29 protein-coding genes are annotated in these 24,756 nt (G+C 33.0%); 2 read left to right on the top strand and 27 right to left on the bottom strand.

Going from position 1 to position 24,756, the window contains the following annotated elements; genetic code table 11:
- Window positions 1–407: 407 nt before the first annotated feature.
- The 8 genes from BK585_RS23045 to BK585_RS23010 form a co-directional block, all read right to left on the bottom strand.
- Entirely contained in the window at window positions 408–1,247 is an 840-nt protein-coding gene (locus BK585_RS23045; protein ID WP_078557139.1) for a thermonuclease family protein, read from the bottom strand.
- 61 nt (window positions 1,248–1,308) lie between these two features.
- Entirely contained in the window at window positions 1,309–1,557 is a 249-nt protein-coding gene (locus BK585_RS23040; protein WP_078557137.1) for a hypothetical protein, read from the bottom strand.
- Window positions 1,558–1,760: 203 nt separating this feature from the next.
- Window positions 1,761–2,744: a helix-turn-helix domain-containing protein gene (locus BK585_RS23035; protein WP_078557135.1), complete on the bottom strand. Its 984-nt coding sequence runs from the start codon at window positions 2,742–2,744 to the stop codon at window positions 1,761–1,763.
- A gap of 209 nt (window positions 2,745–2,953) precedes the next feature.
- Window positions 2,954–3,313, bottom strand: coding sequence for a CBO0543 family protein (locus tag BK585_RS23030; protein WP_170885722.1), 360 nt, complete (start codon window positions 3,311–3,313; stop codon window positions 2,954–2,956).
- A gap of 622 nt (window positions 3,314–3,935) precedes the next feature.
- On the bottom strand, window positions 3,936–5,210 hold the full coding sequence (locus BK585_RS23025; protein WP_078557131.1) for an IS110 family RNA-guided transposase: 1,275 nt from the start codon (window positions 5,208–5,210) through the stop codon (window positions 3,936–3,938).
- Window positions 5,211–5,502: 292 nt separating this feature from the next.
- Window positions 5,503–5,991 (bottom strand): hypothetical protein, encoded by a 489-nt coding sequence (locus BK585_RS23020; RefSeq protein WP_078557129.1) that lies wholly within the window; start codon window positions 5,989–5,991, stop codon window positions 5,503–5,505.
- A gap of 257 nt (window positions 5,992–6,248) precedes the next feature.
- Window positions 6,249–6,527: a hypothetical protein gene (locus BK585_RS23015; RefSeq protein WP_139367698.1), complete on the bottom strand. Its 279-nt coding sequence runs from the start codon at window positions 6,525–6,527 to the stop codon at window positions 6,249–6,251.
- A gap of 324 nt (window positions 6,528–6,851) precedes the next feature.
- A complete protein-coding gene (locus tag BK585_RS23010; protein WP_078557126.1) occupies window positions 6,852–8,555 on the bottom strand; it encodes a P-loop NTPase family protein in 1,704 nt (567 codons plus the stop codon).
- A gap of 508 nt (window positions 8,556–9,063) precedes the next feature.
- Between BK585_RS23010 and BK585_RS23005 the strand changes: the two genes are divergently transcribed.
- Entirely contained in the window at window positions 9,064–10,227 is a 1,164-nt protein-coding gene (locus BK585_RS23005) for a tyrosine-type recombinase/integrase (RefSeq protein ID WP_078557124.1), read from the top strand.
- Between the two features lie 99 nt (window positions 10,228–10,326).
- Window positions 10,327–10,866: a hypothetical protein gene (locus tag BK585_RS23000; protein WP_078557122.1), complete on the top strand. Its 540-nt coding sequence runs from the start codon at window positions 10,327–10,329 to the stop codon at window positions 10,864–10,866.
- A gap of 181 nt (window positions 10,867–11,047) precedes the next feature.
- Here the strand turns inward: BK585_RS23000 and BK585_RS22995 are convergent, their stop codons facing one another.
- The 19 genes from BK585_RS22995 to BK585_RS24945 form a co-directional block, all read right to left on the bottom strand.
- Window positions 11,048–12,271: a DUF6161 domain-containing protein gene (locus BK585_RS22995; RefSeq protein WP_078557120.1), complete on the bottom strand. Its 1,224-nt coding sequence runs from the start codon at window positions 12,269–12,271 to the stop codon at window positions 11,048–11,050.
- A gap of 207 nt (window positions 12,272–12,478) precedes the next feature.
- The gene (locus BK585_RS22990) at window positions 12,479–13,060 is read right to left on the bottom strand and encodes a hypothetical protein (protein WP_078557118.1); all 582 of its coding nucleotides are present in this window, start codon (window positions 13,058–13,060) and stop codon (window positions 12,479–12,481) included.
- The gene (locus BK585_RS22985) at window positions 13,047–13,505 is read right to left on the bottom strand and encodes a hypothetical protein (RefSeq protein ID WP_078557116.1); all 459 of its coding nucleotides are present in this window, start codon (window positions 13,503–13,505) and stop codon (window positions 13,047–13,049) included. Before BK585_RS22985 ends, BK585_RS22990 begins: the two co-directional genes overlap by 14 nt.
- A gap of 299 nt (window positions 13,506–13,804) precedes the next feature.
- Complete coding sequence (locus BK585_RS22980) at window positions 13,805–14,233, bottom strand: hypothetical protein (RefSeq protein WP_078557115.1); 429 nt, start codon at window positions 14,231–14,233, stop codon at window positions 13,805–13,807.
- 48 nt (window positions 14,234–14,281) lie between these two features.
- On the bottom strand, window positions 14,282–14,479 hold the full coding sequence (locus BK585_RS22975; protein ID WP_078557113.1) for a DUF2536 family protein: 198 nt from the start codon (window positions 14,477–14,479) through the stop codon (window positions 14,282–14,284).
- Window positions 14,480–14,791: 312 nt separating this feature from the next.
- Complete coding sequence (locus BK585_RS22965) at window positions 14,792–14,980, bottom strand: hypothetical protein (RefSeq protein ID WP_078557111.1); 189 nt, start codon at window positions 14,978–14,980, stop codon at window positions 14,792–14,794.
- A 75-nt stretch (window positions 14,981–15,055) separates the two neighbouring features.
- Window positions 15,056–15,319, bottom strand: coding sequence for an AbrB/MazE/SpoVT family DNA-binding domain-containing protein (locus BK585_RS22960; protein ID WP_281248963.1), 264 nt, complete (start codon window positions 15,317–15,319; stop codon window positions 15,056–15,058).
- 237 nt (window positions 15,320–15,556) lie between these two features.
- A complete protein-coding gene (locus BK585_RS22950) occupies window positions 15,557–15,835 on the bottom strand; it encodes a hypothetical protein (protein WP_078557105.1) in 279 nt (92 codons plus the stop codon).
- An 18-nt stretch (window positions 15,836–15,853) separates the two neighbouring features.
- Window positions 15,854–16,696, bottom strand: a complete 843-nt coding sequence (locus tag BK585_RS22945) for a hypothetical protein (protein WP_078557103.1) — start codon at window positions 16,694–16,696, stop codon at window positions 15,854–15,856.
- 30 nt (window positions 16,697–16,726) lie between these two features.
- On the bottom strand, window positions 16,727–17,068 hold the full coding sequence (locus tag BK585_RS22940) for a hypothetical protein (protein WP_078557101.1): 342 nt from the start codon (window positions 17,066–17,068) through the stop codon (window positions 16,727–16,729).
- Window positions 17,061–17,690 carry a hypothetical protein gene (locus BK585_RS22935; protein ID WP_078557099.1) on the bottom strand — a complete coding sequence of 210 codons (630 nt, stop codon included), beginning with the start codon at window positions 17,688–17,690 and terminating at the stop codon, window positions 17,061–17,063. Before BK585_RS22935 ends, BK585_RS22940 begins: the two co-directional genes overlap by 8 nt.
- A 32-nt stretch (window positions 17,691–17,722) precedes the next feature.
- Window positions 17,723–19,909 (bottom strand): type IA DNA topoisomerase, encoded by a 2,187-nt coding sequence (locus BK585_RS22930; RefSeq protein ID WP_078557097.1) that lies wholly within the window; start codon window positions 19,907–19,909, stop codon window positions 17,723–17,725.
- 22 nt (window positions 19,910–19,931) lie between these two features.
- Window positions 19,932–20,246: a DUF2325 domain-containing protein gene (locus BK585_RS22925; RefSeq protein ID WP_078557095.1), complete on the bottom strand. Its 315-nt coding sequence runs from the start codon at window positions 20,244–20,246 to the stop codon at window positions 19,932–19,934.
- Window positions 20,247–20,331: 85 nt separating this feature from the next.
- Window positions 20,332–20,790 carry a response regulator gene (locus tag BK585_RS22920; RefSeq protein WP_078557093.1) on the bottom strand — a complete coding sequence of 153 codons (459 nt, stop codon included), beginning with the start codon at window positions 20,788–20,790 and terminating at the stop codon, window positions 20,332–20,334.
- Between the two features lie 158 nt (window positions 20,791–20,948).
- On the bottom strand, window positions 20,949–21,593 hold the full coding sequence (locus BK585_RS22915; RefSeq protein WP_078557091.1) for a hypothetical protein: 645 nt from the start codon (window positions 21,591–21,593) through the stop codon (window positions 20,949–20,951).
- Between the two features lie 24 nt (window positions 21,594–21,617).
- Window positions 21,618–22,217, bottom strand: a complete 600-nt coding sequence (locus tag BK585_RS22910) for a hypothetical protein (RefSeq protein ID WP_078557090.1) — start codon at window positions 22,215–22,217, stop codon at window positions 21,618–21,620.
- Window positions 22,214–22,918 (bottom strand): hypothetical protein, encoded by a 705-nt coding sequence (locus BK585_RS22905; RefSeq protein WP_078557089.1) that lies wholly within the window; start codon window positions 22,916–22,918, stop codon window positions 22,214–22,216. Before BK585_RS22905 ends, BK585_RS22910 begins: the two co-directional genes overlap by 4 nt.
- A gap of 362 nt (window positions 22,919–23,280) precedes the next feature.
- Window positions 23,281–23,964, bottom strand: coding sequence for a hypothetical protein (locus tag BK585_RS22900; RefSeq protein WP_078557088.1), 684 nt, complete (start codon window positions 23,962–23,964; stop codon window positions 23,281–23,283).
- Between the two features lie 23 nt (window positions 23,965–23,987).
- Window positions 23,988–24,572 carry a hypothetical protein gene (locus BK585_RS24945; RefSeq protein ID WP_078557087.1) on the bottom strand — a complete coding sequence of 195 codons (585 nt, stop codon included), beginning with the start codon at window positions 24,570–24,572 and terminating at the stop codon, window positions 23,988–23,990.
- Window positions 24,573–24,756 lie beyond the last annotated feature (184 nt).

The raw sequence follows: 24,756 nt of genomic DNA, 5'->3' as shown, positions 1-24,756 counted from the left end.
CGTACTATATGAATAATTAATAATTTTCTATCGTTTAGAAATTTTGCTGAATCAAATCTTTCCAGTCTTTTTCTCGAAAGTTTCATAGGTTTTGTCAACCACGAAGCGGAGCGTATAGGGCTGTCTATAAAGTCTCACATCAAAACCACCCTTTACAACGGGTGGTTAGTACTAAAGCTGGGCAGCCTTTGTTATTGACCAAACCCTAAAGTACTACTGAATGGTTAGCCAAATGTACTCCGCTCACTGAACAAATTTGAAATTAACTACAAAATACCTCTTCCTTTTCCTAAACAATTACATTGCTTTTTTAATACTAGCAGAATTTTAGGGATTACTTCTGCTTCTATAGTAGTAAAACCAATTTCAATATCATTTATTACATGAACAAAACTCACTTAAGCTCTTTATCTATTAAATCTAAGAAAGGGTGGTATATCTGAACGCCGTGGCATTCCGTGGTCGTTTACTTTTTTTAAAAGTCTAATAACATCCTCTATGGTCAATCCAGTTACACTAATGTCTGATAAGCTGGCTTCATCTCTGGGAATGACACTCATATCAAATCCTTTATCTGTTACATAACCATCTATGGAATGAACATTTAATTTATTTGTCATTGCTCTTTCTTGAGCTTTTAAATACAGGTCAACATATTTATATTCATCAAAAAGGTAAGCTACCCTTGCCAAACCATTAGCTAAAAGAGCCTCTTGTACATTAGTTCCATTCTCGGTAAATACATGGGCTAATGATCTGTCAAAACGGTCAAAATCAGCCTTTGGGTCTATCTCTAAATAGATAGCTTGTCCCTCTACCAAATCCTTCACAAATTCCGTACTTTCTTTACCAAACAATTCAACTTCATCAGTGTATTCCGGGGTATCAATTGCTAAAAATCGAACACGAACAGAATTATCCATTGATGCTAAACGAGATGAGATTTTTTCATCTTTCAATAAGGAAAAGTCTAAGTCATTTACTATAACTGTGTCGCCATCTATAACCCTTTCAACAGTACCTATAAGCCAGTTTCCTTTGTCCAAGTCTGACTTTATATCAGACGATGTAACCAAGCTTTCTTTTTCAATTTTTTCGCGTTCATGAAATTCAGCTGAAACATCCACTGTTATTTCTTCTTTAAGGAGGACTGGTTCTTCTCGATGGTGAGGAAGTTTTTCAACGGGTTGGCAAGCAACAACTACTAACATGGTAAATGATAAGAAAAATACTTTAGATTTATTCATTTATACACTCCCTTTGAAATGGATTATCTTTTTTACTAACCTTAGCAATGTATGTAAGACATTATTTAACGGGGTACTCAACTAAACTGTCTTTTTGAGAGAATCGAACACCCTTTTCTTTTAAAATTGTTAATAGTTCTTTGATTCCTAACTCTCCCCTATGAACTTGATTGAAGTGCTTAAGAACAATCTGTTTCCATTCTCTTGACGGAGTAAGGATAAAAGCCTCCCCTTCTACCTGGTGGTTAAGGATGGATTCTATCTTATCTATCTTTTTCTTTTCTTCAATCTGTTTCTCACTGTGTAACACCGGAATAAAACCTCCATTTCACTATTTATATAGTTAGAATCCCTTTAAAGACAAAAAGCCCATAATGGATAAGACCCCTTGAAGGGTCGAATTCATTATGGGCGTTAGGCCAGTAATTAAATTGATACTACTATAATACATTTCTTTGGTAATTTTGTCATGTTTTATTATATGAAAAAATATTGCATTTGGTTGTTTTGCAATTATTCATCACTTTTAATATCTAGCCTCTCTTTCATAAGGGTGTATCCATATTCCTCAAGTGTCATATCCGCTTTATGTGCATTCTTCTTTAATTGTTCTTTAAAGTTCTTGGGTACATGGATAGTTAAAGGGACCAAATTTCCTTTTAAGAAGATACCATCGTGCCTTATAAAAACTTCACCCTCTTTTACACCATGCTTTAATATAGTACTCATCCTTGTGAATAAATCTACGTCATTTATTTCAATGAAAGTAGGTTTGATTTCAAATAGGATACTGTCTTCTGTTTGAGTTAGTTTACAGTTTTGTGGTCCAGCTGCTACTAATAATTGCTCTATCGTTTCATAAATGGCATGAGAAATGTTTAATGGTTTAGGAAATAAAAATTTTACATACCCTTTTTTTGTATTATAGGGCTTATCAATAAGCTTGTATTGACTCTTAAAACCATGGGTTGAATCTTGAGATAACTGAATCTCTTTTCCTGTAAGGGTTACTAGGGTACAATCATTATCATTTACCTCTACTATTCTCCCGAAATCATGAGTACTATCATTATGATAAGACTGGAACAGAAAATATGTTAAGTCTCTAGTATAGAACTGTTTACTATCAGACCTTGTTTTTTTAGTTCTATCTTTAAAGTTTTTTAATTCTACCTCTGAAATAAAATAGAGTTCTCTACCTTGGTATTTTTGCTTTTCAGCTTTTAGTATGCCTTTTTTTATATATATCGCTACCGTTGTCGGATGAATACCTAACTCTTTTGCTACATCTCCTGTTGTATATCCTGGCTTTGTGAGTTCCTCCTTAAGTTGCTCAACATCTTCTGGACGAAATAATAAGGTTTCGTCTATTTGCCAAGAATCTTCATACACTGGTTTTAACTTTTTCTCTTTAACATACTTATAGACTGTTGCAACTGTTACTTTTAATATCTCTGCAACTTCTTTAGTTTTAATATATTGGCTATGAGTAGACATAATTTTCTCCCTTACACTCAAAAGTGTATTTGGTCTTTTAGTAGTAGACTATCAGACAGAGCTTTCTAAGTAAATATAAAAACTAAGATTACTCCTCTGAACCCCAAAAATATGAATGAAACCCCCATAATGTTTGTATTTCTTGCATTGAAACACCTAACAGCTCTGCTTGTTTCTTGTAATCTCCAATAGTTTTAGGTAATTTTTTACTAGTGCTTAATGTAATAATAATGCCACCTAACTATTGGAAAGATAAATGTATAAAATATAGCTGAATACCACAATTTCCAACCTGTATAGGTTAAATAACCAGTGTGTACGGTTGTCCATTCAAAGAAAGTAGCAAAGGCTGCCCACAATAACCAATAAGGTATGAAAGGAGAAAATTTATTAGGCATAAAATTCAAAAAAGGAATTGCAAATAGAGGTGACATAAAAAGTTTAGTGGTAAATGCTTCTAGACTAAGCTTTTCAGCTTCTTCAGCAAAATGATATAACTCCAACGTATGCCCCAAATAGTAATCAACCACAATCTCAAGAAAAGAGAAACTAATCCAAATGATATACATATCACGTCTCTTTATATGTTTAGGCATGAACCACAAAAAAATTAAAAGAACAACTATAACTATTGTTGTATATAGCACAGAAAACACCCCCGACTTTACTTCATCATAAGGGTATTTTTTACTAAATGACTTGATTAATATGCATACTATGCGAACACCTTTTCAGTGGTCGTCTTGATGCAATTAACAGTATCGTTGTACTCCCTCAGTTAGATTCTATTTACTCACAAATGCTCGCTTATTCGCAGGATTTCAGACCACTTCTAAGAACAATGACGGATGAATGGAATGAGTTTTGATAATAAAGGCTACATGAAGGCATGCGGGAATAGAGGAGTCAACATTAACTCCATTTATTTCCATGATATACTGCACGCATTCTCCACGCCGCCCCTGGAGGCTATCCCTCCCATGTCTCAACGGGTCTTTTGCCCTCTCATTCCTTCGTCATGCCTATCCAAGGGGTGGAGGCCGGTTTTGCTGCGCAAACGGGTCTGTGCCCTTAGGTACAACGGATTCCAGTACTCCGTGCTTTCTCTGTAATCCTACGAATAAGCCAACATTCAAGAATTATTAAACTGCTTTTAATTACTTTAAAGCCATACTTAGCTTACGATTAGAATTAAGCTGCTATAGGTACTAATGGTTGTACTTTCTGAGAACAATATGGTTCATTACTTTTAGCTATTGCCACCAATATTCTTGCTAGTTTTCCTACGAGTTTCATGATAGATTTCATTTTTTTCATCTTTTTGACGTTAACATTATTAAAATGAATCTGCTTGAAATCAGAGTTATTGCTCACAAGACTTAATGTCGTTAAAAATAAAAAGCGCCTTAGTCGAGATCTCCCACGTTTAGAGACTACAATTTGTCCTTTCCATTTACCTGAGCTTGCTTCTACCAGATGCAAACCCGCATGCCGTAATAGAGAATTACCATGCGCGAAGCCACTTAAATCACCAGATTCTCCTAAAATACCCGCCAATGAAATTTCACTAATTCCCTCAATGGCAAGTACTTTTTTAGCGAAAGTAATTTGGTCAAGTACGGAAGTGACTTCTTTTTCTACTCTTTCGAGTTGGATTTTTGCTAAATCAAATTCTTCAAGTAAATGTTCCAAGTGCAGCTTATAGGCTTCATGAGCTTGTTTACTACCAACAGAACTTTTGGCTAAATCAATTAGCGATTGTGCTTTTTTAAGTCCTGCGTGACGTTTCATCACTGTTTTCCAACCTTCCACAATATCATGAGCTTTCATGGAACATAGTTCTGAAGGTGTAGGAAATAACCGAAGTGTTGCGATTGCCCCCTTAGCTTTTACATCTTTAAATACTTCTCGAAGTTCAGGGAAGACAATATCTACCCAACGATTTATTTGGTTAATAGAACTGGTGAGGCGTTTGACGATTACATCTCGGTTAGCCATTAGTACTCGGAGCTTTTCAAAAGCTTCAGAATTGGGTCGTATAAAGGAGTAATACCCATTCTTGACCATATCTGCAATCACAAGGGCATCCTTTTTATCACTTTTAGATTGGGTATTATCACGATTTTCTTTGTTTCTTTTCACATGGTGAGGATTAACGGTAACTACATCAATATCCTGACCATATAGCCATTTAGATAGACTCAACCAGTAATGTCCAGTAGGTTCCATCCCTACTATTTCAGTCTTCAATCCTTTTAAAAGTTTTAAATGATTAATCCATTCTATTAACCTAGCGAAACCATTCTCGTTATTTTCAAAAGTGAGAGGGTCACCGACGACAATACCACGATAATTTACAGCTCGTGCTACATGCGTTTGTTGGGCAATATCCACACCAACAACGAGATGTTTATCGGAAATCCTTTCAATTAGTTGATTTTGTTTGTCTTGCATTTTAAACTTCATATAAGAGCTCCTCCTTAGATTTGAGTTTTAGAGTGGTATCTATACTCTTATCTTACTGAGGAGCTCTATTTTTTTCAAAGTCCAAATTAACGCACTACAGGAATGCTGTGCAACAAACTTTTAGTTATTAGTTGCTCTTATTCAACAAACATAGCACTCGTTGAGGAAGAAAAGTGATGCTTCTTCAATAATCGTGCCCGATTATTGAAGATAGTTATTTACATGGATATTTACACTTTGGTTACTAAGTATTTTCCTTAAAGGAAAATACTCTTTAATAGGTAATTATCATCTAATTATACAATACAGGGAACTCATTTTCCTCTATGTTTTTAAACAAAAATTTCTTAATTTCCTCTCCCTTTTGTCTTTTCCTTTTTTTCGACCAGCTGTGTGAATTCCTTATTACTATTACTTCTCGCTGAAATAAGGTTCTATGTGGTATATCAGAAATATCATTGGAAACGTGCGAAATGATTGGATGATAAAATTGTTCAACACGAAAAGGTTTTATAGCGTTTGGATTATGAAACACAACCAGCCCATCCAAAAAATGTTCATTCGCTTCTTGCTTTTCTAAAATCTCGAATATTGGTTGCGTTCCGTAGTCATTGTACCTTTTGTTACTAGAAATAATTAATCTCGGGTCATTACTAACCATTCTAGCTTTACCTGCTGTTGCCACTGTACTAAATATAACTGCACTAACGTGGGAGTGTTCATCATTATTAAAGTATCCTAATGGTACTTTTGCACCATTCTCTTTGTTAATATCCGTCAAGTTAACCTCATTAATAACTTCTCTTTCTAATTCATTCCAATCAATAGCAATTATTCGATCGAAACCATATAAAACTCTACGGATCGCCTGATGGTTCTGCAAAAAAAGTATGGAGAATCAAATGGGGCTATTGCTATTACAAATGGTAAGTCCTTAACATAGTCTAGTTTTGAATAGGAGTTTTTGTAATGCTTCGATTTTGAAATAAAAGCATTCGCCAATCTTAGAGTTGAGTTATCAACAACTTTTTCTTTTGGTCAATTTTTCATTTCCTCTTCAGTATATCTTCTATCCCATTCTGCTTGCCCACGGTTCGGATGGCTTGCTATTGTTGCCTCAATACAAAAAGGGTCATTTCCCTTCAAAATAAAGTCAGGTCTATTTTTCGTAAAATCCACTTCAAGATTTAAATGTTTAAGAACGCTGAAAAGATAAAGTTCCCAGAAACTTGAATTAAAAGTAGTTTGAAGTTCACGTATTAATTTTCCATCTCTATCTACAAAAACGTTTGCCCAATTTAAAAAAACTTCCCTCACATATGGTAGTTCATCATTAAGAATTGTTTTAAAATTAGGGGGCGGGCAATTTTTCATCATTAGCCAATAATATAAACAATTCTAACTTCCTATAATTCATATAGACAACAACAACCCCCACTTCAATTTTCTCTATATCAAATATGTTATTTTGAAATTAGTATAGTTCCTATTAACATAAATAGCTATTCTCCGACGTGTAATACTCAATATTGACCTGAACATAAAGGAAATCGCACTCTTTAATAGAGAAAGGTGCAAGGTTTTTGAAATTTATTAATAATATGGTTGTATGCAACATCAAATAATTTGTATATTAAAAAATCAAATCTCTGGATAATTCATCTGATTTTCTATTTGATGCTCCATTTGAGATTCATGATACATTTTCATTTCCAAGATGTATTCAAAATGCTGAAATTTTTTTTTGTTAGTAAAGGAGTCTTCCTTGTTGATACGTTCCACAAAGAAATTTCCTATCAAACTATTTTTAGTTACATGAATAAGCTTTTCAATTTTTTCTTGGTTTTCTTGAGAATGTCGATGTTCTAGTTTAGAAAAATAGTAATCAAATATTACCTCAAACTGTGAAAGCTCATTAATATCATCACATTTAAGCAACTTTAATAATTGATCATAATCTTTCAATCGCATACAATCATTGATTTTTTCATTCATAAAGCTATTGTATTTTTCTTTACAACTATTATTCAATTCTTCAATAAACAACTTAACTTTTTTGTTACATTCTATTTCATTACCGTACATGTCAACATTATTCCATACGGTATTCTTAAACGGGACATAAGTGGCATTTTCTTTAGGTGCATAAATTTCAATTGCAATCCTTAATAATTCTTTATATCTTTTTGCATCGAGTATTTTATTTTCTTCTAATGCGCTTGCGAGAGAAATTGTACTTGTTTGGTCAATAAAATAATCCAATTCATTTCTCCTAATTTTTGCATCAATTTTGTTAATAAGAAATCCAAATTCTTCATCATTCAAACGATACAAGTTATACAAAGTCTTGATATCTTGTCTTATTTCTGAAATTTGGTTCTTGTACGATTTAAAGGAATCATTTGAGATATTTTCAAATAACAAAATTCTCTTTAAATCATTGTAAATGTTGAATTTATCAAAATTCATTTGTTTATTTTCCTTGGAATCTGTTTGGAAATAATAATCATATACAACTGCTTTACACATTCTTAAAAGCTCTATATCAATATTTTTAACCCCAATATTTTCTTTTGCACGTAAAATCATCTCGAAATACTTCAAAAATATTCTCAAATTATACATCTTATCAGCAACATAACTTTTGTATACTGAAGACGTTCCAAATGCTAGTATATTTTCAAGATATATATCAATTATTTCATCTTTATTCAGTTCACCTCCACCATCTAAAATGTCCTTTAATATGTCTCTATTTAACTTATTAATTTTAATAACATGGTCAACCACCTTTTCCCTATATGAATTAAATATATTTAAGTCTTCCTCTCCAAATTTCATTGTATTTGCAATTAATACAACATCGAAATTTATTGACGCTCTTTCAATAAGACCAAGCATATCTTTCATATTAATTGAATCAGATTTCCTTTCTATGTCATCAAAACATATTATTTTCTTATTACTATCTTTTTTATGATTCTTAATGTCTTCTATTGAAAATGAATTTAAGTAATTTTCAATATTCACTCCAGCAAATTTATCAACAATATCTTTTGCAAAGTTACCAAGTAGTTTTGAAAATCCACCAAAATCTTTGACATCCTTAAATCCAGGTATTAAGTTAATTAGGAGAGTATTTTCAATTTCTTTGACTGCATTCTTACCAAATGCAGAAACGTATATTACTTCGTACTGCTCATCTTGTTCAAAATAATTTTTAATGAGATGTGTTTTACCTATTCCCCAATCACCATCAATTAAAGTGCATATGGTATTGTTCTTAATTCTATTCGTATCTTCTAATATTCTTTTCATAGTAATACTTGCTTGCATAGCATCCATTCTACCACTCCTATATTTTCCTTTACTAAAAAATTTCAGTTCTGAACTTTCCTTTTTTATATAAAAAAGGTCTTACGCTACAAATTACCTAATATTACCCCTTTTGCAGCTAAATTTATTATCTGATTTTTCATTCCAGCATCATCTGCTATACCCTACTTTACCACAAATAGCCACTTTGTTTTTTAATACTTCCTCAACAATCTAGCCCGATTGTTGAACACCTACCTCCGATAAATAAAAACATTTTATATAGTACATTCTTCCATAAACGAAATTATTCGCTGCGCAGTATTTAGTCCACTACGTAATACAAAATATAGTATGTAAATGAGATAAACTTTCTACATGGTTAAATGTCGATTGCTACTATTTAATTATTAAATATATATATAAAAATAGTAAATAGACAAATAGAGTATTTTTCTAGTAACATTTAATTAAATAATATAAACTATTAATTATTAATCTTTATCTATATAGTTATACACAAGTGGAGGTTATAGATATGGAACATAATGATAATGGGGTAATATATACAAGAGTAAAACCAATTTCATTAATAGAAAAGGACGAAATTAATAAAACTCATAGGTATGCACTTATTAATAGAATGCTTAATGAAGAATACTACATAAAAATGAAAGATATATTAGATGAGAACAATTATCTAATATTTAATGACCTAGAAATGATTTATTATTATGTCCATAAAGAAAAAGATATGGATAAAAGAAAGAACAGAATGGAAAATACGAAGCGGGAGTATTTTAGAGAGTTATTATGGTTCTATTCGCAAATGTTAGAGAACCATGAAAGATTCGGAGTGAAAAACGAAAGAAGAAATATAAATAATTTACTGAAAAGCCTAGAAAGAAAAAATATCCGTAAATTTCAAGAATGGTTAAAGGTTGTCCCTAACGGCAAAGGTGGAAAACCATATTCTGTGTCAACCATAGCAAGAAAAATTGTAATTATTAAATCATTTATCCAGTTCCTATTCCAATGCCAATATCTAAATGAGCCGATCCATGAAACATTCTTAAGTAGCAACATTCATAGACGGGATAGAGCAAACAAAGACCTTAATTCTGTGGAAGTAATACAACTCATGGAGTATTTTAAAGGTCATCCAATTGTTTATGCTCTTATATTAGTATTAGCCACAACAGGGTGTCGTATCCGAGAGATTTGTAATGCGCGAATCTGCGACCTATCTTATGATAAAGGAGAATATTGGCTAAAAGTGATAGGGAAAGGAAATGAAGAAAGGGAAGTATTGATTCATCCACCTGTTTTTAATTCAATCGTTGCTTTTAGAAGACGGAGAGGTTTAGATACAGTTATAGCAGACAATGATGAATCTTATATTTTTACAACTGCTAAACAAAAACCCTATACTTTCAAGTATTTATCGAACTATCTTACCAAAGTAATAAATAATACAGACTTACCAGTAGTAAAGCATCGTACATCCCCCATTGGACCGCACCATTTCCGTCATGCATTTGCTATTACAAGTGCTGAATTGGGTGTTGATATTTACCGTATTATGCAGACTCTTGGTCATAAAAAAATAGAAACTACAATGATTTATTTGGAGAGACATCTAGCAAGGAAAAACAATGCAGCTCATAAGTGGAAAAACTCAGATATAATTAATTCCATTTAAAAATGTTAGTAATAATGTGACAATTAATAATAGGATGAACACAGGTTTTGAACAGAATCTTGGTTCTTTTTAAAGCAAAAGACAAAAGGAGTGAGACGAATGGGGAATATGAATTTACAAAAAAGAAGATTTCTATCTTTTTTTCCTACAGAAGTTATAGTAGATGAAAGAGAAAATGGCGAAGCAGAACAACTTTATGCTTTGTCTGATAATCAAGGCATAATCTTTACTAAAGATGAAATATTACCATATCTTGAAAAGGTAATGAAATTTTATCAAATGTCCGAAATGGACGAATGGATAAAAAAAGAAAATATAAAACAGGAATTTTATACTTTTATATCTAGTCAAACTCATTTATCTTTTCCAGAACATGGTGAGGACAAATATGGCTTACCATACCCTCAATATAGACAAAAAAGTTTTTCAAGCGAACGTAATTGGTCTTGTAAATGTGAATGGTGCGGTATTAGGGTATCCTCCAAAGAAAAAGAGTTCTATTACACTTTAAATGACTCAACTCTAAATTTAGGTATAGAGCGAGCTTGTTCAACTGATTGTGCGACTCTTATTTGGAAAGAAGCTGCTAGAAATTTTGTTTATGCGAGAGGGTGGCAAGATTTTTTTTGTATAGATTGAATGTAGCTTTTGAAATAAAATTTGAGCAAAAACTCCTCGCAAACCCTTATTTTACAATAAATAAGAAGAATCCTTTTTGAAAAAAGATTGATTAAAATGGATTCTTCTTTATCAGATTTAAGTTTGGTTTTTATAAAAAAGGTTGATTATTATGTAAGAGGGAAGAGATACCTGCTAACCACTATCTTGTATTTCTAAGTAGTTGCGACAAGATATTATTAGGCATTACTGGACCTGAATCCCCTTTTATTAAACCACTTTCTGATCTACTAAAAATAGATTGTAAAATAATCTGCTTTTCTTCAGTAGGGTAATTTTCTTCTGCTTTAATTAATGCAAGATAAACGTTAGTTAGTTGAGCTCTTTCTTCATAATCTGTCGAAAGATGGAAACGACTCATTGTGATTTTAACTCCTTGACTTAAGAGATAAAAACCAATTGAAGTAGCAACCGCAACAATTAAGTATTTTTGAAGTGTGTTTGTTACGTCTGTTGTGTCAGAGAGGTTTAAATGTAAAGATAATCCCCAAATAATAAATCCTAGACCTATGCCAATGATTAGAGAAATTATAGACCAAATGATCCCCTGCTTCTTATATGTTTTTGAAAGCTCATTCCAATATTGTGTTGGTCCGCTTAATTTCAGTTTTTCTGAATACTGCGCTTCCAAAGTTTCGATGTAAGATTTCTTTTCACTTACTAAATCTGAAACTTCTTTTTTCCATTCTTTATTTAGACTACTAATATCATTACTTGTCTTTTCTTCGATGTCTAAAATGAAATTTTGTAATGTTCCTATTTGCTCCTCTAACTCGTTCTTTTTTTTCTTTAAAACATTGATTGCTTCTTCATAATCCGTTTGATAATCATTAAAAATATCTTCCGGTGATTTTAATAATTCTTGAATATCATTCTTTTTTACAAACCCTTTTTCAAAAAGTATTGCTAGAAATGTACCATAAATTAATTTACTGTCGAGGTTTGAATTACGAGTACTATATGGTTTATTAGTTATGTACTTATGAAACCCTTTTGCTTCTGTTGTATCTAGCTTGGTAATAAGTTTCCCTTCTGGTGATTTTGAATAGATAATCTCCTTCTGAATTGAGAGATTAACAAGGAGATTAAATAGCTCTCTAATGTTACTTGTGGCTTGGTGAGGGTTTGTACTATGATTTACAGCTTGATTTATCTTGTTTGTCAGATTTGAAAGTTGTGAGTCTTCAAGTATTTTCGACCATAGAGGAAACTCTTCATTAATAAAATTTATCATTGCTTGATGGTTTTCAAAGGAAGTAGGAGTTTTTTTAAAAGGTAAGTTTATTTCTTTTTTTTTAAATTCCTTTTCCCAAAGTTTCTCCAACTCTAGTTTTACTTGTTCATTCAATGTGATTGTAAAATTCATAAATGCACCCACTATATAGTTTATTTAAAGCCATATTTCAATACCCATTATTTCAAATATTTTAATATTGAGCAATCCCTTCATTCCATTATATGGACCGATTGAGGAATAAAAAAATCCTGCATACCATACAGGACTTTTAATCAAGCTTTATTAATTTTATTCAAAAGGTTTATTATAAGATTATGGATTGTATAGGGAGAAGCGTTAATTTTCAATTATTTTTATAATAGCGTCTACTGCCTTCTCCATGCCCTCGCGTTTAACAGATAAAATAAAATCACTATATAATATCTCCAGAATAAGCTCTACAGTTAGGTTATGACCTGGTACAGAATCTTCAAGGTCATATAGAAACCATTCTAATCGTAATACTTCTTCACGAAGTACTTCTACATGTAAAGGAAGTTTTTGAATTCTCCCCTTTGTGGAAGTTTGGAATGATGACTGAGAATAATGATCGATTTTAAGTGATTTCTCAGTTCGCTCCATAAGATAGTGATAAGCTGGCAAAGATCCCTTATTTCTACTAAGTTCCTTAACAAAATCACTAAGTAGTATATTCATTAACTTACCTTGGTCAAATAACTCATCGGTTAATCGTTCAATGTCCTTACAAAAAGCAATTGACCTTATAAATAAATCTTTTTTTATTTTAGGTGTAATAGATACATACGTGGTTCTTGAAAGGGTGTATAGTACTTTTTCTAAAATCATTTTCTTCCGACCATCATAATACTGCATTTCTTCTTCGATTAGGTTTAGCTTACTGTATTTATTCATAGTCATTGTAATTTCTCTCCATTACATACGTTAATATTCGGTGAGCTGCTTTCCGAGAACTCATATCCCATTCGAGTTCGTAAAGAAATAGCTGTTCTGAATAAAAATTGGATAACTTTGCATGTACGGTCAAAGTTGAATTTTCATAATCAACTTCTGGAAAGGTCTCAAAAAACGTTAATCCTTCTTCAACTAGTTTTGTACAAGCTTGAGTAACAGTTGTCCGATTTTTCCTTGCAATTTTCTTCAACAATTGTTTCTGCGTAAGAGTAAGGGGAATTTTAATATCTTTCTTTTTATCACTCCGAATTTTCCTTTGTATGGTCTGTGTTTTTTCCTTTGGAGTAGTTGAGGGTTTTCTATCATTTTCTTTCTTCCGTACCACTTCTGTAATAAATGGCTTTTTGTTTGTTCCTGTTTGGGTTCCTAGTGATGGTTTAAAAGTTCCCATTCCAATCTCCTCTCTATAAGACGTACTCTTTTTTTAATAGTTCAGGGTCATTGGGCAATCTAGTAATTTGGTAAAGTATATGATTGGAACAAAGGAAGTAGAAGTATAAAAGAAAATATAATGGGTAATAATTGTGATATTCAATATCTAGATATGAGAGGTGTTTTCAGTGGCCAAAGAAGTATCTAATAATCAAAAACAACGATTAAAAAAAGCACTTAAAAAAGCTTCAGGTAAACAGGTTCTTGTTAAATTGAAATAATAAAACGACTTCATTTGAGTTTCCTCAGATGAAGTCGTTATTCAACCAGTTTATAAACTTGTTTCCAAATTTCCGGTTGTTCCACCCTTATTTGATGGTGCTTATCCTTTATAACAGCTGCTACATTAAATATGCCAGCAAACCCAAAAGACTCGACATTATAAAATCCAACTAGAAAGTCTAAATTAGTCCTGTCACCAGGAGTTAACTTAATCTTAAAGGTTTTTTCTATTTCTTTTTTCCTCATATATTTCTTAAGTGGTTCATTGAACAGAGTTATTCCTGGTATCTTTTCACTCATTCTTATACATTTATCTTTATTTTCTTCCCCATCGTAATTTGCATAACAAACCCAATGTTTAAAATTCAATAAAGTATTAAGTTTCGTTGAAACGATATAATCACGATTGTAAAAACCTCGACTATCCAATTTAATACCATCGAATTGTTCTATTTCCCTCTCCATTACTAACCTCCTATAAGGGCATAGTTAATGACGTCACTACTCAAAATACTATTTTTCCATTTCAAAGACAACTGTAGCTATAAAGAAATATATATTACCATTTTCATCTAAAGGGGTATTTACTTTTACATCTTTTATTTTTGCTCCAAGTTCTTTTACTCTAAAATCATCGTTGATTTTTTTTTCGAGAGTTGATATATCTTCAGCCATAAAAAAGCCGACGCTATCAAACATATATTTTATCATTTTAGGTCACCTATCATGTTGTTTAGTTGCAATTTTCCCTCGTACCTTTTATTAATAGTATAACAAAACAAGAGCTTATAAATATTACTAATCCACTATAAAATGCAAAAGCTATTCCTTTAATTAACCAATAGTGAATAACCTCATGTACTGGGAAAGGTTGTTCTGAACCATCATTGCCTATATAGTACCAATCAGGTATGATAACCCTCCCACCAAAACCAATATGATAAAAACAATAGATAGCATATGCTAAAAGAGCAGTAATAGATGATAGTTGAAGAGGGATTAAAATGAACTTTAAAAACACTTTCAATTTTCGTCACCGTACCCTATGCATTCCCTCTTGTTACGTCTAAACTCTTTAAGTTGATTATAGAGAAATTCTGTCTCTTCATTATTAAGCTTAATTTGATGCATTTTAAATGTATTGGGATGAATACCCTTTATAGGGTATTCGTAAGATTTCAAAAAACCATATTTAGTATGTTTTTCATCCATTAGAGTTGACTCCTTTTTTATAATAATCCGACTAGTTATTAATTTATAAAGTTACGTAACGTTCAATTAGTTGAATTAAACAGTTACTGGAGTCAAGCTTAATTCTTTAGAACAACTTCTACATATTTGTTTACCTTTAAATCCAACGGTATCACCAGCCTCATCACAAAGTATACAAGATGAAGAAGCTACGTATTTCTTCAGTACAATATTGTTATGGTCTACGAACATTTCAATAGAATCTTTATGATTTATATCTAAAGTTCTTCTTACTTCCACTGGAATAACCACTCTACCTAATTCATCTACCCTTCTAACAATACCTGTTGATTTCATAATATATCCTCCACCATTTCCTTTTTGTTATAAGTAAAGTACTGACATCTTTCTGAATGTATTTGAAGTTTTACTACTGGTAAATTTAGTGTAACTATAGTGAGAAATAGGAAATAATATAAAGGATTTTCACTTGAACTCTCACTAGATAATCTTGAGAAAATTAAAAATACAATCATGACCAAGAATGAAACGTATTGAGTACCGAAAGAGAGGCTTGTGTAGTATTTTAAAAGAATGTTAGTCATCGGTATTCTCTTCCTCCTCCCAAATTATATTTTCTACTAGTTGAGTTACCAAGCGATATAATGCCTTTTCTATAAAGGAATTAGAGTGTAATAATTCTTTTTGTAATTCCTTTAAATATTGAGGGTAAGTTTGAAAAACTACTCTAGATTTTGAAGTGAGGTAATTTTCAAAATACAACTTTAAGAATGGCATATTATTGCTGTAGTTTAGTATTTTATTTACTGCTGGATTATGCCCTGAAGGATACTTGATTTCGATATTACTACTCATTTATTTCTCCCATAGTTATCATTTTAAAAATTCTATATATCGGTCAGATTTTATAGACATTTCAGTTGTGTTTTTGTCATTGAACGTATTTTTCTTAAGTTGGCCCCATGCTAAAATAGTCTTTCCAACCAATTGTTCGTCTGAATATGAAAAGTGTTTAAAGTACTTATCAAATAACACAAGTGAGAACATGGTGTTATCTACGATTTTATAATTGATATACCATACCTTTTCTCTTCGGAGTACGTTTTCCACGGTACCATAAACAAAATACCCTATCTGGTCCACGATTTTATCAGTCCAAAGGATTTCGTGAGCTTTTACTTGGTCTACAATAATAGAAGAGATTGGTATTTTCTTTCCTCTTATATTGACGAGTATAGAACTTAACACATCAGGCTCGTAGGAACTTAACAATTTTACAATGGATTTAAGTGAACTTATACTTTTCGGTGTATTATTATTATCTTGTTTGACCTTTACCTCGTTGGGGTCAGTTATTTTCTTTTCCCGCTCTGTGGTCTCTCTCTCCTTTTCTTGATAATCTGGATCTATTTTACTTAGGTTTATTCTTAATACATTCTCTTGAATACCCCTATCTAGGAAGTCTTCTTGGTATTCTTCTATTTTCTTGGCAGACTCTATAAAACTTAAAGGTTTATAAAACCCACAAGTAGAATGGTGCTTGGAATCTCCTTTTCCTGTTGTTTTAAAATGAGGACCAACAGACTCGCTTGCCGGAACAAATATAACTGGTACATTACACCCTTTATCAATACAAGAAATTCTGGTACCGTGTTCAGTTGCATGATACTCTCTAGCTGTTATCACCTTCCCGTTGTGTAGTAGTGCTGAATTCACTTTACTCACTCCCTTTGGTAATCATTTATTTTAACCTACTTTTTGAATTACCTTGGTCTGTTCATACTCAGTAATATATTGCTTCAATATCTGAATAAAAGAATATAAGAGTGTTCTGTTAGATTTTTCATATTTTGACTTAACTTCATCTAAGAATGAATAAACACTAGGATAAAGAATCCTTGTTGTTGCTGTCCCTTCATATCCGTAATTTTGGAGACTCATTAATAAGACTCCTAAGTGATTTAAGTTACCTGGACCAATGGAATCCTTTTGTACATTTTGTAAAAATATAATTTCGCGATTCCTAGTATATATATCCGAAGTGCTGAAACGTTCAATGGTTAAATCTATTAACTTTTCGTTATTCATTTATTGTTTCTCCCCTTATATTCAATTCGTAATTTTGGTAAAATTCATAGTAAACTCCAGTTACCGTTGCAAAAATCCATTCTAGTTCTTGCTTATTATCAAGAAATTGGATAACGCTATTCGAATGGTATGGTTGGGATATACGGTTGTCTGCTAAATGATGCATTGCCCATTGTTTGAAGTTAAAACTAATTATTTGAAGGAGGTCTTCAAAATAGTAACCTGATAGGTTTTCTGAACCATTCTTACTTAACCTTCTTATATTCAATTCAACCTTTTTATTAGGGTCATCAGAAAAATAAGGTATAAATTTTGCTTTTTCCTCAGAAATTATGGCATGAACAAAAGCTTTAGGAACATATGCAATTGCAAAGTGTTCTCTATCTAATTCCAGAGCCAACCCATTAAGTAGTTGGTTTCCTTCCAATGAAACAGAACCGTTTTCAAGTACATTATCAAACCAAATCATTGCTTTGAACTGATTGTAGAGTGAGACGATGGTGCCTCTTGTATATCGTGGTAAAGTAATTTCTCCATGTTGAATGTCATTTAATAGAAGTACTTCATCATCAACTCTCATTTCAAATTGCTTCCTGAAACCTTGTGTTTGCTGTAATAGCATCTGGTCATCACCCTCTCTTTCTATTCTTATGATTATTTACCTTTAGGTTGTTTCAGAGGTACACCTTCGAAACTCACCTTACAGCGTCCTTCATCATCATTCCAAACAAGAAAAGCATCGTAAGTCCCTTCCTTGTTGCTTTTTTGTATCCCTTTTATTAGCGGTGTTGTACGTTTTTTTAATAATTCACTGACCTGATGCTTAGTTAACTCTTTATTTTTAAATTTCTTGGATATCGAAAAAGTGCAAGCAGAACTTTGATAGGACGAGCAAGTGTATGAATGCCCTTTGTCAATGACAGGACTGCCACATAGGAAGCATACTCCAACTTCAATTTGCTTTTGCATTTCAACTATATGTTGCGAAAAGTCCCAGTGTTTAGATTCGTCAATGGTTTTTGCCACGTGTTGTTTTGTAAGTTCTAATATGCGAGCTACAAATTTGCTATAATCGGCTTTGCCATTACCTATTTGCTCAAGATATTGTTCCATTTTTCCTGTTGTAATAGGAGATGTTAAAAATGACTCTGGACCAAGAGCGTCTATTAACAGATTACCTTTAGTTTCCATGTAGACCTTATTTTTTTCAATTCGCAAGTATCCTTGTTTTAAAAGCTGATTAACTATATTTGCTCTGGTTGCCACAGTACCGAGTGAGAGCTCCTTTTTTGTAAGACCCTCTTTTTCATTAGCGGGTATATAGGATGAGGCGTTTTCCATTACTTTAACCAAGTGACCCTGCGTAAATCTAACTGGAGGGGTTGTCTTTCCCTCATCTAACTGAGTTTGGGAGACATGACCTTTATCACCTTTGGCTATGTTAGGAAGTGTATATCCTAGCTGATTTTTCCCTTCTCTTGAATTTGTATCTTTAATAACTTGCCAACCTTTTTCCACTTCAAGTGAGGCCTTGGTGATAAATGAAAACTTATTATCTACAACGGTTACCAGGTCCGTGTTGTTAAAGACGGCATCAGGAAGGTGCGCTGCTATCATAGACCTAGCTACTAAATCATAAATGATTTGTTCGTGCTTAGTGAGAGTGGATAATTTCACCGGTTGTTCCGTCAAAATAATGGCGTGATGGTCATCTACCTTCGATTCATCAATGTAGCGCTTATCATTAGAGATGTCACGTATCGGTTGTGATAGTATTTCTTTATATTCTGACATTTCACGTAAGTTATCTAATATTACTGGAAATAACGCTGCCTCGTTTGGTGTTACATGTTTAGGTTGAGAACGTGGATAACTGATAAGCCCTTGTTCGTAAAGATTCTGGGCAATCTCAAGAACCTTCATAGGTGATAACCCTAGCTTTTTATTTCCTTCAATTTGTAAGTCTGTTAGATTATAAAACTGAGGTGGTTTCACTATCTGCTTTTCGGAATCTAAAGAATACACGTAAGCTTCTTTTTGTTTACAATACTCTGCAAGAAGTTGAGCTTGTCCTCTTTCAAAAATATGTTCTTCATCTGGCTTAAACCATTTCCCAGTAAACTTTGAATTTCCGATTTTAAATGTAGCTTCAATATCCCAGTATGGTTTGCTAACAAAACGACTAATACTCTTCTCTCTTTCATAAATAATTGATAGTAATGAAGTTTGAACACGCCCTACGGTAAATAAAGAATGAACACCTTTTTCTTGTAATAACAAAGTCATTAAGCGTGTCATACTTAATCCCATAATCCAATCACTACGCTGCCTTGCAATACTTTCATGGTAAAGAGGGAGAAAAAAGGCGTTATCTTTAAGTTGTGCAAGTGATTTAAGTACAGCATCTTTAGTTAAGCTTGTGGTCCATAGTCTTTTTACCGGTTTTTTATTGCCAATTAGGTTCAAAATATGATCACCAATGCTTTGTCCTTCTCGAGCCGGATCACATGCATGAATTATTGTTGATACGGATTTATCCAATACTAACCGTTTTATTACTGAAAATTGATTTCTTCCTGAAGGAGATACTTTTAGTTTAAATTCAAGATTAGGTGGTGCTAGTGGTAGGTCGGATAGAGACCAATCTTTCCATTTAGGGTTATAATCTGACGGTTGTGCTAACTCGCATAAATGTCCAACAGCATGAACAACAAACGCTCCATTTGGTAAATAAGAACAGGGTTCTATTTCTATATAACTCCCCTTGCTGGCGTGTTTAAAAGGTTTGGCCAACTGTTTAGCTTGGGAGGGTTTTTCAGCTAAAAATAAGTATTTCCCCACTTATCATCACCTACCTTGATGGTTATGCCACTTTCTCAGTACGTCTCTCAATACCTTCTAACCCCTTTGCTATTGCCCCGCTGGCTCCCTGTCCATGAAACAATAGGTCCTTATTTAACTTTTTACAGACTTCCTTAACACAATCTTGGGAAACATGACCTAATGCTCCATAAAGACAAACAACGATATCAGCTTTTCGAATGATATTTTTAAACTCCCGCTTATTGCCGCCGTTTCGAGATTTCCCGTTATGGAACAAGACTTTGCAACCATACTTTTTACCGATTTGTTTGTAAGTGGACTCTTGGTCTCCTCCAAAAATAGCAATTGTCTTCATTTAAAAAACTCCCTTCAGTACATTAATTTATTATTAATATAACACATATTACACTATTTGCAAGTGAAATATTATTTATTGAAGGTCACATATCATGTTTTTCGTTTAAAAAACGTTGGTTTGCTTGCAAACTCTCTTGGAACCTTTCAAGGAAAACGTTAGCGACGGTCGGGTGAATACGGCGATTACCATTAGATATGTCTTTCAGGTTTGTTAGTAGTTCGGGTGTACTCATGTCCTTAACTAAATAGCCCTGCACATCCTTCAACACAAACTGCCAATGTTTCTCCTTTTCAGACTCTAATGTTAAAAGGACAACTTTAACTCCCCATTCTATAAACTTATTAATTGTTGGTTGATAGTTATTTAAACTATTGGAAGGATCGATTATTACTATATCGGGAGTTATATCCAACTCTGTAGATTCAAACTCTGACACTGAACTGTATGTATCAACTACACAATTACTAAAACTAATTTCAAGCAAATTCTTAACACCATCACGATAATTACTTTGTTCATCAATGACCAAAATATTATTCATTTCTCTCTCCTCAAATAAAAAAAGCCCAAACAAGAAAAAAGGTGTTTAATACCTTTTTCTGTTTGGGCTTTGTCCCTTTTTATAAAATTTTTATTAACTGGTTATATTCATTATACCAACTCTACCAATGGCTTATCAACACCAAAAGACTTAATCTATTACCAACTGTAAGGTTTTGGTGAAGATATCAACGAGATTTTACCATTTGACAGTAGAACGTATTGACCATACCCGTCTTCATCAACATACCAAGCCATTCGTGAAGCTAAAGGCAATGATGATTTATGGTCGTGAAGAGGGTAAGGAGACTGGTATACATTCTTAACCCAGCCCTCTTTCGGTGAATTATTACTTGGAACAGTCATAAAGTTCCTTTTTTGATTAATAATCCAACATCCAAAATCACCGTTAGGAGATATGTACCACAAAGCATCGTCTCTTTGCGCTGGAAAATCTGGTTTGTTGGGATACGTTGATTTTATAGCGTCAAAAGCATGACCGTTATAATCCATAAAGAGTGTTTCATCATTAGAATCAAACTCTAGGTCCTCTTCAAAGAAATCCATGTTTGTTTCATCTGTATTTAATAGCATATCATCATTAAGGGATATAGCAGCTGAGTCATCCTTATAAATTAAATCTCCGCAACGCGCTGTAAACAAAGGGTCATCGGGAGAAATATTATAGTTAATACCACATTGCTCTGTAATTGGGTCAAACAGCTCACAACTTAATCTACACGTCGGCAGAGGTTGTGTCTGTTTATCCTTTGTATGGGAATTATCAATTACTAGCTTTAACATTACATACATCTCCTTCCTAACCTACTAAATACCTCTTACGACTGCTGGCATTATAGCAGTTAATAGCGCTAGTGTTATGGAACCAATTAACAATCTCTTACTCCACCTTGCATACTCAGGGTGGTTAAGAAATTTATGAAATAGTTTCATAAGCAATCCAATCAATATCATACCCATTGAAGTATAAAAACCTATTTGTATCAACAACAACATCACATCGGTAGCTAATCCTTCAATACCTTGGCCCGTTGTTGTAAATGCAATGATGAAGAAAAGTCTAAATAATACTATGAAAACGGGGATGCCTATAAGAGTACCAGTGGATGCTTTGAGTATCATTCCTGTTTTCGTTACTAATGCATATGCCATTTTTGCAATTCCAATTAAAAACATAATTGCAAGGATTGTAAACACTACATTGGAAATAAGTGGAGCATTATCATTAACTGAATTTGTCATATTTGTTACGGTTTCATTAAAACCTTTATTCTCAGAAGTGTTGTCTTGTTGTGGTAAAAACGGGAGTGGTTGTTCATTTGCATACACTGTTATGTCTGGTAACCAAAGGAGTAATATCATTAGTAGGATAAGTAACGTACTTACTTTCAACGTGCGACTCATCATTGACTATCATCCATTGTATCATTATTTTTAAAATGGCAATTTACTGAGACGGATTTTGCATTGGCTTTCCCATTTATAACTTCAAAAGAATGTACTGAACGCTTTAAATCTCCATGTGCAGCCTTATCCCTTGTAAGTAATAAACAACGTTCAGCTCGATTTAACCATTGCTCAAGCACTCCTTGATTGACATTTCCTTGGTCCCTGAGGATTGCATTTACTTTTTTGGCATCAAACTCTAAAGTGAAAAAGATGTTGCATATCTGCGAGTTAAAATCTTTAGAAGTAAGACTAAACTTAATCTCCTTTACTAAGGGGTAAAACTTTACAAAGGTTCTAAATCGCGGATATAAAAATCCATGAATGTTTGGCCCAACATTCTTTGGTACCATCAAATTAGCTTCTACCGTAATATGTTCGTGGTCAAGAGAACCATCGGCTAAAACTTTTACATTAGCTTGTATCTTACACTTAAAGGCTTTGCAAATGGGTTGCAACCAACTCATATCGGAATAAATAAGGTTCTCACCTAGATTTTCATAATAATCAGCTTCTTGTGCAATACCTGGTACGCCATCACAAGTTATAAGCGTATAACTTTGATTTTGATTGTTATAAGTGAAATTAATTCTTTCAACGTTCATTTTGTCTTCTTTTAGTTCGGTAATGAAATTATTTATTCCTTCTTCTTTGAATAGCATTTAGACCACCTCTTTATATCTCTTAATAATTATTTTTATCATGATTCCAGGCGCACTCTCCACTCTTTATTTGTGTCTTTATGACTAATTATATCGTCATAGAAAGTTGTAAAGAATTTAACAATGCGTATATATTACTATAAGTTTTTTGAAAACTTTGTCGAAAACAGTCGACAAACGACAAGTTTTTTTTAGAAATTAAAACTTTTATGTTAAATTCAATAAAATTTAGTCGAAAAGTCCCGCGTTGATACCAACTCCTTATTTTTTTGTTTATAATTCTTACTCCAAAAGTAAAAAATCTATTTTTACTCTTGGAGTAAGAGGCGATAAAAAATCGCACTCATTACTTTTCATTGCATTTAAACAGCAATTCTACTTTCAGAAACTCCATTATAAATTTCATCTGGAATTGAATAATCAGAAGTAACTGGTTGTTCAAGAAGGTGTAAACAATTCACTGTAATGTCGTTTCCAAACCTTTCAATTTCAAGGTTAATGGTTGAATCAATAGTAAGTTTTGAAGCCTTTCGTTTCCCTACTTTAACCCATATTCTTGACCCATCTGAAATATGGAGATATTCTCCTTCAATACCAATAACCTTTGCAGTCCATTGTTGATGTCCATCTACTTCATCAGCTATTCGAGCTGTTGAATAGTTTACATAGGTTTCCTCAATCGGTTCAGATTGTACATCCTGTTCAAAATCATGAATAGAAAGGCAATCTTCTTCGTCCGGAACATATACATACTCATTTTCGTCTTCGACAAAATCATCACTAAACTCAACTATTAACTTATCTAAAAGTTCAAGAGACTCATCATCTAATTGTGAAACAATTGGTTCTTTTATTTCAGCTTCTTCGGATCCTTGTAGGACAGAAGAAGGATGAACTTCTTCTGTTTGACTACAATCTACTACCTCCAAAGATTCAGCATATTCAAAGAATACCTGTCTTGATTGTTGACACGCGAAAGCCTGGTTTCTTTCTCTGAAATATTGTTCTACTAGAAAGTAGATGATGATAAAAATGATAACTTCCATTTTAACGACCTCCTCATTATTTTTTAAAATAAACTCATCACAAGTTGTCCTTGAACAGGAGTTTGTGATTTTTTTGTTTTATTTGCTTTTTTATCTGCAGGTTCTACATCAAAAATTGACAGTTGATATGATGAAGTTGTACTTGCTGGTTTTCTCTCACAACTCACCAGGTGAGACAACACCGCTCCGTCTGCTACCATATCAAAGCCGAATGCTTCAATGAGGTCGATTTCTAAGACACCATTATTAAAATGGAATCCATTAATCTTCCCTTTTTCAATGTTTGCAGAAATACTATCTGCTTTTTTAAGAAGCACATTGAGTGTCGATTCCGTGTTAATTGTTTGTTTAACCCAAGCGATAAATTGATCCTTAGCACTACGCTGTTTTTTCTTACCGATTCCAGACAACAGTTCTCTTGCTCGGTTAGATGTTTGTGCTACCCATTCTTCTGTAGAACCTTTTAATTTTTCGCCTTTTTTAATAGACTTTATTAACATGCTTTGTAGGTCACCATCGTCACCCAACATAGCACTTAAACCGTCAGAACTTACATCTCCATTAATGGCACTGGCAGCTTTATTTTTCATTGCAATAAGTTGAGCCATTTGTTCTTGATAGCAATCTTTATAAGCTAAATAGTATAGCCTACACTCCTCGGATTGTCCTATTCTCCAAGACCTTCTTGAAGCTTGGTTAATCGTAAAGAGACTCCAACTGAATTGATAATAGCGATAGGTAAGACTTTGAAGTTATCTCCGCCTTTTCCCCCGCCCCACACCGTACGTGAGC

The organism is Bacillus alkalicellulosilyticus (assembly GCF_002019795.1).
In the GTDB taxonomy this organism is placed as follows: domain Bacteria; phylum Bacillota; class Bacilli; order Bacillales; family Bacillaceae_F; genus Bacillus_AO; species Bacillus_AO alkalicellulosilyticum.
Note: the sequence above shows the minus strand (reverse complement) of the source record. Positions and strands in the feature narration are given on the sequence as shown.